The sequence below is a fragment of the Flavisphingomonas formosensis genome (assembly GCF_009755815.1).
GTDB classification, from domain to species: Bacteria; Pseudomonadota; Alphaproteobacteria; order Sphingomonadales; family Sphingomonadaceae; genus Flavisphingomonas; species Flavisphingomonas formosensis.
In genome coordinates this window covers 535153-548283 of the sequence record NZ_WRPK01000002.1, presented here as the reverse complement: position 1 = coordinate 548283, position 13131 = coordinate 535153, and the positions used below count along the sequence as shown (strand labels likewise).

Below are 13131 nucleotides of genomic sequence, written 5' to 3'. Positions count from 1 at the left end.
TGACCTGCCGAATGCCGGCGCCGGTGGGCGTTGTCTCCTAATGGCTGAAACATCGTGAGCCGCAGCACTTTCCGCTGGGACGATGCCGTCCGCCGCAGCGCCAGGGGCCGGATCCTATGTTCTCACTCGCCGGGCATCCGCCACACCCATAATGGCTATGGCCGGGATGACGCCAGCTACCATGATTATGCGGTCGTGGAGCGAGGCGGTCTTCTTCCGGTCGTGCGGCGTTCCACCCGCCGAGCCTGCCTCATTTCTCCGGCCACATGCGTTTCCGGTAGAAGCCGAAGGTCTCCTTCAATCCGTCTTCGGTCAGGCCGAACTGTTCCAGCGCATATTCGTGCGCCGGCCGGTTGTCCCGGGCATTGCCGTTCATCCACGCGACCATCGTGGCTTCGTCCTCCGCGGTCATCGTCTTGCCGATGCGCGCATAGACCTTGGCGATCTGCTCCATCGGCGCTTTGACGATGTCGTCATAGCGCAGGTCGAGGAAGCGGGCGTCGACGGCCGGATCGGCGTCGCGCAGCGCGAAGAGCTGGCGCAGCGCCGAGGACCAGCGATGCTGCCAGTGCCGGCCGATCGCCTGCAGGTCGACATGGTCCGAACTCATCCGGTAGAGCGAGGAGACCATGCTGCAATAGGACGGGATGGCGCGCACCGGATCGCGGTGCGTCATGATGAAGGTCGCGTCCGGGAACGCCTTCAGCGCGGCCGCCGTCGCCGCGATATGGTTGGGCGTCTTCAGCATCCACACCGCGCCCTCGCGCGCCGGATCCTGCCATTGCAGATAGCGCAGCCACAGCACCAGCTCGTCATAGGCGGGCTGATGATCGGCGGTTTCCAGCCATTTGGCGTAGGTCGGGATCCACAGGAAGCTTTCAGGCGTGGTGCTCATGAAGCTCTGGTCGAGCACCGTGATCTCCTCGTCGACATAGTCCACCGACATCGGGTGGATCGACATGAGGTCCGGGATCGTCGCCAGCATATGATCGAACAGCGCCTGGGCCTGGGCGCGCCTGCCGGTCGGCTGGCCCTGCACCTCGTCCTCAAGCGTAGCCGGATGGTGCGTTTCCCACCATTTCATCGCGGTGATGCTCGGCACGCTGTTGAGCAGCCGGTGCATCATCGTCGTGCCCGAGCGCGAGAGGCCGAGCAGCACGCCGGCGACCTTGATCGGCTGGGTCGCGATCTCGGGATGCCTGCGGATCGCCTCGAACAGCCGGAGGCGATTGGCGAGCGCGCCGACCAGCCGGCTGCGCTGCACCACCGCGCCGGATTCATTGAGCCGCGCCTCGGCGTTGATCGAATCCACCTCGATGCCGAGCGGGGTCAGGAACCAGTCGCTCGGGCCGAAATCGGAAAGGCCGGTCAGATTGGAAGCCTCGGCCATCAGCTCGGCCGGGGCGGGAATCGGATGGTCGGTCATCAGCCTGCCTGAAAGGGTTCGATGAGGGTGCGGAAGGAATAGAGGGTGTCGGTCTGCTCGAGCACATGGGTGATGCGCCCGTCCTTGATGGTGAAGATGAAGACGTAGAAATTATTGTAGGTCGTGCCGTTCTTGATCTTGCCGTGGCTCTCGATCTGGACGGCGACGCGGTCGCCCTCGGCGATCATGTCGTGGAAGGTGAAGCTCAGCGGGCCGTCGAACGGCAGCTCGCCGGTCAGCATCGCCTCGACCTGCGCCTTCGTCTGTGTGCCGGCAAGCTCGGACTTGCCGGGAACCGACCAGGTCGCGTCCTCGGTCAGCAGCGCGAGCGCCGCCTTCGGATCGCCGCCCGCATAGAGGTCGAAATAGCGGCGGGCGAGCGCCTTGTTGGCTTCGAGATCGGCCATGTTTTCCTCTCCTTGTCTATCGTCATCCCAGCGCGAGCTGGGATCATTCTCCACCGCGAGCCGTTCGCCTGCTTCGAGCGATCCCAGCTTGCGCTGGGATGACGTTGCTTTTCAGCTCAGCTTCGCGATCACGTCGTCCGCATAGCGCTTGATGTCGTCGACCATCACGCCCACGTCCTGCGTGCCGGGATGATAGACCATCCAGGGCTGCATCAGAATGTGGGTCACGCCCTCATCCTCGAGCCGCCGGTAGCCGTCGACATCGAACACGTCCATCGGCGAGGCGAGCACCTCGAGCGGCGCGTCCTCTCGGCCATAATCCTTGCGCAGCTCCCGGATCCGCTTGATCGAGGCGACGATGTCGGCGGCCGGCTGCAGGTCCGACAGCCAACCCTCGGTCACCCGCGCGACGCGCTTCAGCGCCGCTTCGGAGATGCCGCCCGACCAGATCGGGATATGACCCGCGGGCTTGGGGTTCATCTCCACCGGCGGGAAATCGTAGTGCTTGCCATGATATTCGACATAATCGCCGGTCCACAGCAGGCGCATGATCTCGATCATCTCGTCGGTGCGCTTGCCGCGCGTCGAGAAATCCTCGCCGAGAATCTCGAACTCGTCGCGCGACCAGCCGACGCCGACGGTCAGCACGGCGCGGTTGTTCGACAGCACCGAGACGGTCGAGAGCGCCTTGGCGACCAGATAGGGGCTGCGCATCGGCAGCACGAAGGCGTTGGTGGTGAACTGGATCTGCTTGGTGATGGTGGCGAGCGCGCCCATCGTCACCAGCTGGTCCGGCCAGTCGGTCTTCTCGGGCCAGCGGCGCGACCCGTCGGCCGTGTAGGGATAGGGGGTCTTCAGCTCCTTGGGATTCACGACGTGGTCGGACGTCGTGATCATCGCCCAGCCGGCCTCGTCGGCGGCAATGGCGATGCGCGGCAGCGCGGTGACGGCCGTGAACGCTGCCGAAAGCGTGAACTTCATGGTCTCTCCTCTGCTTGCCCAATCCCATCCCCGGGCTGGCCGCGACTATCATTCTTTTCCCGCAACCGAGCATGCCGGGAGGCCGCCGTCCACCGATTCCGGCCGCGTGCGCAAATCGTGGCCGTTTTCATGATCTCCTCAGCTTTCACGCAGGAAAGAGGCGGAGAGGCGCCCTAACTCCGGTGCGGCGCGAGGAGGATGACGGCAGCGCCCATCAGGCACAGTGCGGCGCCTGCCAGATCCCAGCGATCCGGCCGGACGCCTTCCGCAACCCATAACCAGAGCAGCGCGGAGCAGATGTAGATGCCTCCATAGGCGGCATAGGCGCGGCCTGCCTGGTCGCTGTCGACCAGGGTGAGCAGCCAGGCGAAGAGCGCCAGCGAGGCGCCGCCGGGGATCAGCCACAGGGCCGATTTGCCGAGCCGCAGCCACGCCCAGAAAGCGAAGCAGCCGGCGATCTCGGCCAGGGCGGCGCTGACATAGATGGTCGCGGAGTGGAGCAGCATGGGCATCGGGCAGCGCTAGCAGCGCACCACCGGCCTGTCGTGGCCCGCCGGCAGGCCTCCCGCGAACTTTCCGCTCCGTCCGGGCGTTGATGCGGCCGAAGGGAGAGAATGCGATGCCAAGCGAGACGGCCAAGCCCCATCATCCGCTGCCCAAGGACAGGAGGGCGCGTCACGATCGCCTCCCCGAGAGCATCGAGGACGTTCGCGACCTGGGCGATGACGATCCCGAGGCGGAGGCGGCCAGCGCAGACACTCCGCCGGCGGAGATTTATCGCGATCCCGACGGCCGGCCTTATCCGTCCTGATCGTCAGGGCGGCTTGCCGCCGCCTCCACTCCACGCCAGTAGGGACGTTTCGGCGGGCTCCCGGCCCGTGCAGCAGCGGATGAAGAAGACCGAGGATGAGCGTAGCCTTCCGTCGCGAGAGCGACGACGAACATAAGGAACCGAAGTTCGAAATCCCCATTCCGCCAGGACCCAACCTCGTCACCGAGCGCGGCCTGACCCTGCTGCAGCAGCGGGTGGCGGCGCTGGAGAGCGAGATCGCCGCCGAAACGAAGGATGAGGCGCGCGACTCCCTGAAACGGGACCTGCGCTATTGGATCACCCGGCTTGCGACGGCGCAGATCGCACCGGCGCCGGCCGAGGGGGAGGTGGGCATCGGTTCGCACGTGCGCATCCGGCTCGGCGGCGCGGTGCGCGAGGTGTCGATCGTCGGCGGAGACGAAGCCGATCCCGCCACCAGCCGCATTGCCTTCTCGGCGCCGCTCGCCCGCGCGCTGATGGGTGCGGCTGAGGGCGATCGAGTCGATTTCAACGGCACCAGCGAAGCGATCGAGGTTCTGAACGTGGAGAATGAACTGCTATGAGTGGCGATCGTTTCGAACGCCACCGCCAGCCCTGGCGGCCGGATGAGATCCAGAAGCTCCACACGCTGGCCAAGAAGGGCATGGCGCTGAAGGCTATCGCCAAGGCGCTTACCCGCAGCGAGGAATCGGTGAAGGAGCGCGCGAAGCTGGATGGGTTGTCCATAGCGAAATTGCGTTAGAGCCGGCCGCTATAAGGGAAGCGTCGGTTGCAGCATGTCCGCTTCGCGCTCGTCCGCGATGCCGGAAAGGGTGAGGCCGAGCAGCCTGATCCCGTGGGTCAATGGGAAGAGCGCTTTCAGCAGATCCCGCCCCGCGCCGAGAAAGGCCGCATAGTCCGCATAGCCGCCCGCGGTGGATCGCGCGCGGGTGATCGTCCGGAAATCGGAGAAGCGGACCTTGAGCGTCGCGGTGCGCCCGCGGGCGTCATAGCGCTGGATCCGCGTCCACGCCGCCTCGGCGACGCGATCGAGCGCGGCGAACAGCGCCTCAGGCTCGATCAGATCGGTGTCGAAGGTCCGTTCGGCGCCGACCGACTTGAGCGGACGATCGGGCCGCACGGGCCGGTCATCCTCGCCGCGCGCCGCACCATGGAGATAGGCGGCATGGCTGCCGAAATGCTCCTGAAGGAAGGCGAGCGAGCGATCACGCAGGTCCGCTCCGGTGACTATGCCGAGCTTCTCCATGCGTGCCGCCGTCACCGGGCCCACGCCATGAAAACGCCGCACCGGCAGTGCCGCGACGAAATCGGGGCCGCGCGATGGCGGAATGACACAGAGGCCGTCGGGTTTGTTCTGGTCCGACGCCAGCTTGGCGATGAACTTGTTGTAGGACACGCCTGCCGAAGCGGTCAGGCCCGTGTCGGCGCGGATGCGCGCGCGTATCTCTACGGCGATCGCGCGCGCCGAGCCGAGCCCGCGTACATCCTCGGTCACGTCGAGATAGGCCTCGTCGAGCGAAAGCGGTTCGATCAGCGGGGTATAATCGGCGAAGATGCGATGGATTTCACCCGATACCGCGCGATAGACGTCGAAGCGCGGCGGCACGAAGACGAGATCGGGGCAACGCCTCAGCGCCGTCGTCGATGGCATCGCCGATCGCACCCCGAAGGCGCGCGCCTCATAGCTTGCCGCTGCCACCACGCCTCGTGCCTGGCCGTAGCCGACGGCCAGCGGCCGCCCACGCAGCGCCGGATCGTCGCGCTGCTCGACCGACGCGTAAAAGGCATCCATGTCGATATGGATGATCTTGCGGAGCGGCGGGGCGGGTTCTTCGGGCATGCTGCGGGCGGCTTGTCGCCCGATCCTAGAGCATCGTGCGGCCAAGTGGGAACCGGTTTTCCACGCAAAGGCTTAGAGCAAGCCCGGCTTTACACGGGTTCTTGCCGCGGCCGTGCGGCTTGGCACCGTCGCCTTCAGTTGCGCATCGCGCGCAGCATCGCCGGCCGCGCAGGCCGGGCTGCCGGTTCGGCATCCAGCGCATAGCCGAGATCGACGAGATCGAGGCCCATCCGATCGGCCAGCCAGCGGTTCATCGGTGCGAAGCGGCCGCGAATCCAGGCCGTGGTCTGTGGCCCGAGCAGAGCTTCGGCTTCCGGCCGGGCGCCCATCAGCGGCAGCGCGTCGAGCCCTCGCAGCAGCCTTTTGCGAAGCCCGTACCAATAGGGAATGTGGAGCAGCACTCGCTTGTCGGCCACCGACCGCTCGGTGAACAGGTTCAGCACCCGCGCCAGGGCCAGCGTGCCCCGGCGATGGGATGCGTTCACCGCATAGTCACCGTCGGACGCGGGCTCCGCCTCCATGCCCAGCCGCTCGCAATAATCAGCCAGGAAGCCGGCCGGATCGCGGGCGAATGCCTCATAGGCGAAGACGTGCACCCGATCCCGCCCGAACAGCGAGTCGTAGCGCTGGATGAGCCCGGCATAGTCCATCTGCGCGAAATCGAAGCGCGGCGTCTTGAATGGCCGTACCTTGGCGAGATGGCGATGCTGGTCGGGGAAGAGATAGCGACTGATCGATGCGGTGCCGCCCTCGCGAACATATTGATGGTAGCAGGCGGCTGCCATCGCCGTCTGTTCGCGCACGAACAGCACGATCGCGGCTTCGGGGATGACGGCGTACAGCCGGTCGGCGAGCGCGCTTGCGAGGAAAGTGGTCAGCAGGCCGCCATTGTGGAGCACGCCCGACAGATCTTCGTCGCACAGGATCGCCGGACCGGCATCTATGTCGAGACGCGCGCGCGCTTCGGCCGGATCGAAATGATAGGCGTCGCCCGCCAGCATCGCGCCGCGCACGGCCACCCGGTCGATCAGCCTATGGGTGCTGACGCGGGGATAGAAGATGCGCTGGAACCAACTCGTCGCGGTCTTGTGGAAGCCGACATGCGCGATCACGGGCGCACGCGCGCACCGCCGGGCGATCGCTGCGGAACGGCTCGTCATCAAAAATCCTGCCGGCGCTGTTCTGTTCGTTCGGGCAACGCACTCGGCGGCGTTTCGTTTCCGGCACGACAGCAGATTTCAAATTGCGCGGTCGCGATGCTACTGCCGTCCCAGCCGGCGCGCGCGATGATTGTCGAGCTTTTGCCGATTGCCCGTGCCGAAAGCGAGATCGATCATGAAGGGATGATCGATGGTGGTGTAGGGGAAGCCCATCTCCACCGGGGTCTTCCCGTCGATGGCCTTGAGCTGGTCGGCATCCAGACGGAATTCGATACAGCCGAGATTGTCCTTGAGCTGTGCCGCGGTGCGCCCGCCGATAATGGGTATCACGCCCGCCTCGGGCCGCAGCTGCATCAGGGCTGCCAGCGCGACCTGAGAGGGGCTGCGGCCGATCTGCCGTCCGATGTCGGCCACCAGCTCCGCGACTTCCAGGCTATGCTGCGGAATGTCGGCCCGGGTCCGCCGGGCCGGCCCCGTCTCACTGCTTCCCAGATATTTACCGGAAAGTATGCCCCCGGCCAGCGGCGACCAGGCGGTCACCCCCATGTCCAGCTCCTCGGCCATCGGAATCAGCTCGCGCTCCGCGGTTCGCTGCAAGAGGCTATATTCGATCTGCATGCCGATGAACGGCGCCCAGCCGCGCAGATCGGCCAGCATGTTGGCGCGTGAAATCTGCCAGGCCGCCACGTCGGAGACGGCGATATAGGTCACCTTGCCGGCGGAGACGAGATCATCCAGCCCGCGCATGATCTCCTCGATCGGCGTCGTGCCGTCCCAATAGTGCAGCAGATACAAGTCGATATGATCCGTGCCGAGGCGGGTGAGCGATTCCTCGACGCAGCGGCGCATCACCTTGCGGCTGTTGCCGGATTTTGAGATGTCGGGCCCCGCATCGGGCGTATATTTCGTCGCCACGACGAAATGTTCGCGATCGGCCCGGATGAAATCCCCAACCAGCCTTTCGCTCTCGCCGTTCATATACATGTGGGCGGTGTCGATGAAGGTGCCGCCCGCTTCCGCAAAGACATCGAACATCGCCCGGCTTTCGGCCGCGTCTGCGCTCCAGCTCGCACCCTCGCCGAACGTCATGGTGCCGAGGCACAGCTCCGATACGCGCAGCCCCGATCGCCCGTGCAGCCTGTAGCGCATTTCTCTCTCCCTCGTCTTCGCGCGCCGCGCAAGGCCGACGCCAGGGCTCGATAAGTCGATCCCATCGGGAGCTGGCATGACGCCCCCAGCGCGAATCCGCCAGCGTCGAGGACTGTGAAGTTCGGCCTCGGGCGCGCTCAGCCCTTGCGCCGGAAGCGGGCGACGAAAAAGCCGTCGGCGCCCCCTTGATCGGCCAACATGCCCGGCAGCACGCGCACCCGGCCCGACCGGTCGGGCGTGAGGCCGTCCGGCAGTTCCGCATTCTCGACCGGCAGCAGCGCATAGTCGGGCCGCGCCTCGATCAGCGCATCGGCAACGGCCTCGCCTTCGCGCGGCTCCAGCGAGCACACCGCATAGACCAGCGTGCCGCCGGGCTTCACCCAATCGGCCGCACGCAGCAGCATGGCGCGTTGCTGCTCGGCAAGCTCGCCGATCGCCCGCTCGCGGACGCGGTGAAGCACGTCGGGATGGCGGCGGAAGATGCCGGTGGCGGAGCAGGGCGCATCGAGCAGCACCGCGTCGGCCGCCTCTTCCGGCGCCCAAAGGGTGAGGTCGGCCGCGATCGTTTCGGCGGAAAGCCCGGTGCGCGCCAGATTCTCCTGCAAACGGACAAGCCGTGGTTCGGACAGATCGAGCGCCGTCACCCGCCAGCCGGCCGCGGCTAGGCGCAGTGTCTTGCCGCCGGGTGCGGCGCACAGATCGAGCAGGTGCCGCCCCTCACCCTCGCCGAGCAGCCGGGCCGGCAGCGAGGCGGCGATATCCTGCACCCACCAGTCGCCTTCGGCAAAGCCGGGCAGCGTGCTGATCCCGGCCGATCGGGCGATCCGCACATGGCCGGGGGCAAGGCTGATGCCGCCCAGCCGTTCGGCCCATTCGGCAGTGGCCTCGACCTTTTTGAGCGCGAGATCGATCGGCGGAGGCGCGGCGATGAGCGCGCGCGCCGCTTCGGCCGTGGCGAGGCCCCAATTGCCGCGCCAGCGCGCGGCGACCGGCTTGGGGAGAGTGGGCAGGGCAGGCAGGGTCGCCTGCTTGCGCATCAGCGCGCCGAACACGCCGTGCACGAGCTTGCGCGGGCCGCCGTCGACCAGCGGCAGCACCGTGGCGATCGCGGCATGGGCGGGCGTCTCGAGTGCCAGTGCCTGGCTCAGCGCGATGCGGAGCGCGAAGCGTGCCTTGGCATCATATGGCAGCGGTTTCTGCGTGGCGGAATCGATCAACGCATCGAGATCGGGCAGGCGGCGCAGCGTCTCGGCGGCGATGGCATGCGCAAAGGCGCGGTCGTCCGCCCGGTCGAGCTCGCGTGTCGCGCCGTCCAGCGCCGCTTCCAGCGGCAGTCCCTTGCGCAATACCGCATCGAGCAGGCGCAGCGCGGCGCGGCGGCTGGCCGTGCCGTGCGGTTCGGTTTTATCCTTGGTCACGCCGGAGCGCTTGGACCGGAACGGCCCGACGGTTCAAGCCGCGAAATGCGCGCTCAGCCGCGGCCAAGCGGATCGAGCGCGCTGCGCCGCTTGCGCGAAACTGGCACGGAGGCGCTGCCGGGCATGGCCGGCTGGCCGCCCATCCGCACGGCCATCTCCTCCAGCGCGGCGATGCGGTTGCCGGTATCGGGATGGGTCGAGAACAGGCTGTCGCCGCCCCGCCCGCTCAGCGCGGGCACGATGTAGAGCGCCGCCGCAGCGGGATTGGCCTCGGCCACCGGATTGGGCACGCGTTCGGCTCCTTGCGCCAGCTTGGCCAGCGCGGAAGCGAGCGCGCGCGGCTTGCCCGAAATCTCCGCACCGGCACGGTCGGCGCCATATTCGCGCGTACGGCTGATCGCGAGCTGCACGATCATCGCGGCGAAGGGCGCGATCAGCATGGCCGCGATCGTCGCCAGCATGTTGCCGCCGCGTTCGCGGTCATGGCCGAAGAACATACCGAAGTTGGCGAGCATCGAGATGGCGCCCGCGATCGTCGCCGTCATCGTCATCACCAGCGTGTCGCGGTTGCGCACATGGCCAAGCTCGTGCGCCATCACGCCTGCGATCTCGTCCCGGTTCAGCATGGCGAGCAGGCCGGTGGTCGCCGCGACGGCCGCGTTCTGCGGATTGCGACCTGTCGCGAAGGCGTTGGGATGGGGGCTGTCGATGATGTAGACCCGCGGCATGGGCAGGCCGGCACGCATCGCGAGCTGGCGGACGAGGCCGACGAAATCCGGCGCGCTCTGCTCATCCACCTCGCGGGCGCCGTGCATCGACAGCACGATCTTGTCCGCATTCCAGTAGGTGAACAGGTTCATGCCGGCCGCGACGACCAACGCGATCATCGCGCCGCCCGATCCGCCCAGCGTATAGCCCAGCCCCATGAACAGCGCCGTCAGCGCCGCCAGCAGCATGGTAGTCCGAAAACCGCTCATCTTGCCTTTGCTCCTTGCAGCGACAATGTGGAGATACGCCCTTTCATCTTCAATCCGAATGAGACGATCCGATGGCCAAGCGTCCTGCCCATGTGAAGCCGCCCGCCCACCTCTCCAAGAGCCCTCCGGTACCGGAGCCGCGGGAGGCCGAGCATAATCCGAACGGCGATCCGAACGGCCTCGATCCCACCCGCTACGGCGATTGGGAGCTCAAGGGAATCGCCGTGGATTTCTGATATTCTTGGTGAGTTTGAAAAATGACCCCGCCGGAGCAAGCTCAACGGCGGGGCCGAGGTTCAGGGGTCGGCCCAAGGGGGGAAGGGCCGATGAGCAGCGCATTAGGCGTGGCTGGCTGAACGCCAAATTGACGAAGTCGCTACGGTGTCGTCCGCCGCGTTTTCATCAAATTTTACAAGCCAGCCACATATTGAGAGACGCGGGCGGATTGTTGCCGCGATGTGCCGGGCGGTCGGGTTCGGGCAGGCTGCCGCAGCTCTTTTCGCAGTGCGTGGGCATAGCCCAGGCCCATGATCGCCCCGCTGCGGCGATCTCGAGATACGACCGGCGGCGCGGCAGCGGCGTCAGTGACTTCGTCCCTACGACATGGTCGCGGTTCCCGTCGGGCTACCCTCTGCGCGGTGCTGTAAGTGCCTGGAAAAAAGGCCCCGTCGGAGCAAGCTCAACGACGGGGCCGAGGTTCAGGGGGTCGGCCAAAGGGGGGGAAGGCCGACGGCGAGCCGAATAGCCCCGGCAATCTGAACGGCAAATTGACGGGATCGGAAAAATCCGAGGCGCGGCTTTGCGACCTGCGATTTCATGCCGATGCCGCTTTCCGAAACGGGGCCTTCGGCCCGGCAGCGGGTCAGGCGTTTGCCGGTTCCAATATGACCACCGGTATCTCGCGATGCCCGGCGGCGAGCTTCGCATAATCGTCATAGGGCGGGAAAATGTCGGCCATCAGCGCCCAGAGCCGCTTGCGCTCCTCGCCTTCGGCGTCGCGCGCGTGGACGGCGTGGTGCGCCGTCGCCACCTGGATCTCGGCATCCGGATGCGCCCGCAAATTCTTGTACCAGCCGGGGTGATCCGGCGCGCCGCCCATCGAGGCGACGATGATGAAGCGATTGCCATCCTTGCCGTAGATCAGCGGCAGATCATGCTTCTCGCCCGATTTGCGGCCGGTCGTCGTCAGCAGCAGCGAGGGCTTGGGATCGCCCTGGCCCGCGGGAGCAAAGTCGTGTGCCTTGATCGGATCGCGCTTGTAGAGTTCGATATGCTCGCGGATCCAGGGTGCTTTGTCCAAGATGCTCATGTTCGGTTCCTTGCTTGCGCGCTGAATATGCGGCTCGGTCTATGGTCGTGCAAGATCGGCAGGCCGGTGCGAAGGTCAGCCCGCCGCCTGCGCCAGCAAGCGCAGTGCGCCACGCGCCTCCGCCTCGCGCAGGCTGGCGAAGCCGATGCGCAGGCCGCGCGGCGCTGTGGGTCTGGTGGCGAACGAGCGTGAATCGGCGATGCTCAGCCCCAGTTCCGGTGCCCGCGTCTCGATCCGGTCCAGCCGGCCGGCATCCGGGAATGTCAGCCAGAAGGCCAGGCCGCCCTCCGGCATGCGATGATCGACGATGCCGCGCAGTTCCTCGTCGAGCGCCGCCGCGAAGGCGAGTCGCCGGGTGGCATAGACTTGGTTGGCCTTGCGCGCGTGCCGGCGCAGTTCGCCATTCTCGATCAGCTCGGCAGCGGCATCCTCGGTCAGCGTGTTGCCCATGCCATCGGTAAGCGAGACGCCGTGCGCCACCGCGTCGATGAAAGCGGGCGGGGCGGCGATATAGCCGATGCGTAGCGCTGGCAGCAGCAGCTTGGAAAGCGAGCCGACATAGATCACGCGCGACGGCGCGTAGCTCGCCATCGGCAGCAGCGGCTGTGAATGGAAATGGAATTCATGGTCGTAATCGTCCTCGATGATCGCGAAACCGAATTGGCGCGCGAGCTCGAGCAGGCGGAGCCGCCGCTCGGGGCGCAGCGCGACGGTGGTCGGAAACTGATGATGCGGCGTCAGGAAGATCGCCTTCACCCGGTGCGCCCGGCATTGCTGCTCGACATGGTCGACGTCCGCGCCCTGCTCGTCGAGTCCCACCGGTACGGGCTTTGCGCCGCAGGCGTTGATCGCGGCGACGGCGGGTTCGTAGGTCAGCTCCTCCATCAGCACCGTGTCGCCCGGCGAGAGGAGCGCACGCGCGGCGAGAAAGATGCCGTGCTGGCTGCCGCGGGTGATGCAGATATTCTCCGCGGTCACCGGCAGGCCGCGCTCCGATTTCAGCATTTCCGCAATCTTCTCTCGCAGCAGCGGCGATCCGCGCGGATCGCGGTAGAGCAGGCGGTTGGCCCGCGAGGCCCGGTTGATCGCGGTACGATAGGCGCGCGTCAGCATCTCGGCGGGGAACAGCCGTCCGTCGGGCGAGCCTTCGTCCAGCTTCAGCCATTTGCCGGCAGGCAGCGCCAGCGGTCGCGCGGGCGGCGCGTGGAAGCGATAGTCGGGCATGGCGGCCGCATCCGGCGCCCGGCCGGGATCGCCGGACGGCGTTCGCCGGGGATCGGGCAGCGACTGGGAGACCATCGTGCCGCGGGTGCCGGACGACATGAGCCAGCCCTGTGCGATCAGATCCTCATAGGCGAGGACCACCGTCTTGCGATTGACGCCCAGCGCAGCAGCGAGATCGCGGCTGCTCGGCAGGAAATCGCCTGAGCCGAGACGACCGCGCTCGATCTCGTGGATCAGCGCATGGGCGATCTGTAGATAGAGCGGGGTCGAACGCGACGGATCGATGCGTTCGCCGAGCACCACTTTCCAGGGCCGCAGCATTGGCCCCTCTCCCCTGGCTAAAAATCGAAAAACGAGGGCCCAGCCTAGCCATGCCGCGCCCGGAGGCAAGGTTGCATCTTGGTCCCCCGCATTTATCCCGCTTGGCGC

At 66.6% G+C, this 13131-nt stretch carries 15 protein-coding genes; 4 read left to right on the top strand and 11 right to left on the bottom strand.

The window, feature by feature from the left end; translation table 11 throughout:
• Positions 1-250: 250 nt before the first annotated feature.
• The 4 genes from GQY20_RS08540 to GQY20_RS08525 all read right to left on the bottom strand — a co-directional run bounded on the left by GQY20_RS08540 (position 251) and on the right by GQY20_RS08525 (position 3326).
• Entirely contained in the window at positions 251-1426 is a 1176-nt protein-coding gene (locus GQY20_RS08540; protein WP_157216629.1) for a sulfotransferase family protein, read from the bottom strand.
• Entirely contained in the window at positions 1426-1833 is a 408-nt protein-coding gene (locus GQY20_RS08535) for a nuclear transport factor 2 family protein (RefSeq protein WP_157216628.1), read from the bottom strand. Before GQY20_RS08535 ends, GQY20_RS08540 begins: the two co-directional genes overlap by 1 nt.
• A gap of 111 nt (positions 1834-1944) precedes the next feature.
• Positions 1945-2814, bottom strand: a complete 870-nt coding sequence (locus GQY20_RS08530) for an LLM class F420-dependent oxidoreductase (protein WP_157216627.1) — start codon at positions 2812-2814, stop codon at positions 1945-1947.
• Positions 2815-2987: 173 nt separating this feature from the next.
• Positions 2988-3326: a YnfA family protein gene (locus tag GQY20_RS08525; RefSeq protein WP_157216626.1), complete on the bottom strand. Its 339-nt coding sequence runs from the start codon at positions 3324-3326 to the stop codon at positions 2988-2990.
• A gap of 107 nt (positions 3327-3433) precedes the next feature.
• Between GQY20_RS08525 and GQY20_RS08520 the strand changes: the two genes are divergently transcribed.
• The 3 genes from GQY20_RS08520 (at position 3434) to GQY20_RS08510 (ending at position 4367) form a co-directional block, all read left to right on the top strand.
• Positions 3434-3625, top strand: coding sequence for a hypothetical protein (locus tag GQY20_RS08520; RefSeq protein ID WP_157216625.1), 192 nt, complete (start codon positions 3434-3436; stop codon positions 3623-3625).
• Between the two features lie 95 nt (positions 3626-3720).
• Positions 3721-4188, top strand: a complete 468-nt coding sequence (locus GQY20_RS08515) for a GreA/GreB family elongation factor (RefSeq protein ID WP_157216624.1) — start codon at positions 3721-3723, stop codon at positions 4186-4188.
• Positions 4185-4367, top strand: a complete 183-nt coding sequence (locus tag GQY20_RS08510; RefSeq protein ID WP_157216623.1) for a hypothetical protein — start codon at positions 4185-4187, stop codon at positions 4365-4367. The genes GQY20_RS08515 and GQY20_RS08510 overlap by 4 nt, the downstream gene beginning before the upstream one ends.
• Positions 4368-4376: 9 nt before the next feature.
• Here GQY20_RS08510 and dinB read toward each other — a convergent pair whose 3' ends face one another.
• The 5 genes from dinB to htpX form a co-directional block, all read right to left on the bottom strand.
• A complete protein-coding gene (dinB, locus tag GQY20_RS08505) occupies positions 4377-5465 on the bottom strand; it encodes a DNA polymerase IV (RefSeq protein ID WP_157216622.1) in 1089 nt (362 codons plus the stop codon).
• 134 nt (positions 5466-5599) lie between these two features.
• On the bottom strand, positions 5600-6625 hold the full coding sequence (locus tag GQY20_RS08500) for a sulfotransferase (protein WP_157216621.1): 1026 nt from the start codon (positions 6623-6625) through the stop codon (positions 5600-5602).
• A gap of 99 nt (positions 6626-6724) precedes the next feature.
• The gene (locus GQY20_RS08495) at positions 6725-7774 is read right to left on the bottom strand and encodes an aldo/keto reductase (RefSeq protein ID WP_157216620.1); all 1050 of its coding nucleotides are present in this window, start codon (positions 7772-7774) and stop codon (positions 6725-6727) included.
• A 137-nt stretch (positions 7775-7911) separates the two neighbouring features.
• Positions 7912-9192 carry an RsmB/NOP family class I SAM-dependent RNA methyltransferase gene (locus tag GQY20_RS08490; protein ID WP_157216619.1) on the bottom strand — a complete coding sequence of 427 codons (1281 nt, stop codon included), beginning with the start codon at positions 9190-9192 and terminating at the stop codon, positions 7912-7914.
• A gap of 53 nt (positions 9193-9245) precedes the next feature.
• On the bottom strand, positions 9246-10169 hold the full coding sequence (gene htpX, locus GQY20_RS08485; RefSeq protein ID WP_157216618.1) for a zinc metalloprotease HtpX: 924 nt from the start codon (positions 10167-10169) through the stop codon (positions 9246-9248).
• 71 nt (positions 10170-10240) lie between these two features.
• Here htpX and GQY20_RS08480 point away from each other — a divergent pair, with 71 nt between their 5' ends.
• Complete coding sequence (locus GQY20_RS08480) at positions 10241-10405, top strand: DUF1674 domain-containing protein (RefSeq protein WP_157216617.1); 165 nt, start codon at positions 10241-10243, stop codon at positions 10403-10405.
• A 626-nt stretch (positions 10406-11031) separates the two neighbouring features.
• On the opposite strand, the gene GQY20_RS08475 is transcribed toward GQY20_RS08480, so the two are convergent.
• Both GQY20_RS08475 and pdxR read right to left on the bottom strand, forming a co-directional pair.
• Entirely contained in the window at positions 11032-11478 is a 447-nt protein-coding gene (locus GQY20_RS08475) for a nitroreductase family deazaflavin-dependent oxidoreductase (protein WP_157216616.1), read from the bottom strand.
• A gap of 75 nt (positions 11479-11553) precedes the next feature.
• On the bottom strand, positions 11554-13023 hold the full coding sequence (gene pdxR, locus GQY20_RS08470; protein ID WP_157216615.1) for a MocR-like pyridoxine biosynthesis transcription factor PdxR: 1470 nt from the start codon (positions 13021-13023) through the stop codon (positions 11554-11556).
• Positions 13024-13131: the final 108 nt, after the last annotated feature.

Excerpts from the sequence above, each read along its gene's own strand:
- GQY20_RS08540 (WP_157216629.1), bottom strand. The coding sequence starts at position 1,426 with ATGACCGACCATCCGATTCCCGCCCCGGCCGAGCTGATGGCCGAGGCT.
- GQY20_RS08535 (WP_157216628.1), bottom strand. The coding sequence starts at position 1,833 with ATGGCCGATCTCGAAGCCAACAAGGCGCTCGCCCGCCGCTATTTCGAC.
- GQY20_RS08530 (WP_157216627.1), bottom strand. The coding sequence starts at position 2,814 with ATGAAGTTCACGCTTTCGGCAGCGTTCACGGCCGTCACCGCGCTGCCG.
- GQY20_RS08525 (WP_157216626.1), bottom strand. The coding sequence starts at position 3,326 with ATGCCCATGCTGCTCCACTCCGCGACCATCTATGTCAGCGCCGCCCTG.
- GQY20_RS08520 (WP_157216625.1), top strand. The coding sequence starts at position 3,434 with ATGCCAAGCGAGACGGCCAAGCCCCATCATCCGCTGCCCAAGGACAGG.
- GQY20_RS08515 (WP_157216624.1), top strand. The coding sequence starts at position 3,721 with ATGAGCGTAGCCTTCCGTCGCGAGAGCGACGACGAACATAAGGAACCG.
- GQY20_RS08510 (WP_157216623.1), top strand. The coding sequence starts at position 4,185 with ATGAGTGGCGATCGTTTCGAACGCCACCGCCAGCCCTGGCGGCCGGAT.
- dinB (WP_157216622.1), bottom strand. The coding sequence starts at position 5,465 with ATGCCCGAAGAACCCGCCCCGCCGCTCCGCAAGATCATCCATATCGAC.
- GQY20_RS08500 (WP_157216621.1), bottom strand. The coding sequence starts at position 6,625 with ATGACGAGCCGTTCCGCAGCGATCGCCCGGCGGTGCGCGCGTGCGCCC.
- GQY20_RS08495 (WP_157216620.1), bottom strand. The coding sequence starts at position 7,774 with ATGCGCTACAGGCTGCACGGGCGATCGGGGCTGCGCGTATCGGAGCTG.
- htpX (WP_157216618.1), bottom strand. The coding sequence starts at position 10,169 with ATGAGCGGTTTTCGGACTACCATGCTGCTGGCGGCGCTGACGGCGCTG.
- GQY20_RS08480 (WP_157216617.1), top strand. The coding sequence starts at position 10,241 with ATGGCCAAGCGTCCTGCCCATGTGAAGCCGCCCGCCCACCTCTCCAAG.
- GQY20_RS08475 (WP_157216616.1), bottom strand. The coding sequence starts at position 11,478 with ATGAGCATCTTGGACAAAGCACCCTGGATCCGCGAGCATATCGAACTC.
- pdxR (WP_157216615.1), bottom strand. The coding sequence starts at position 13,023 with ATGCTGCGGCCCTGGAAAGTGGTGCTCGGCGAACGCATCGATCCGTCG.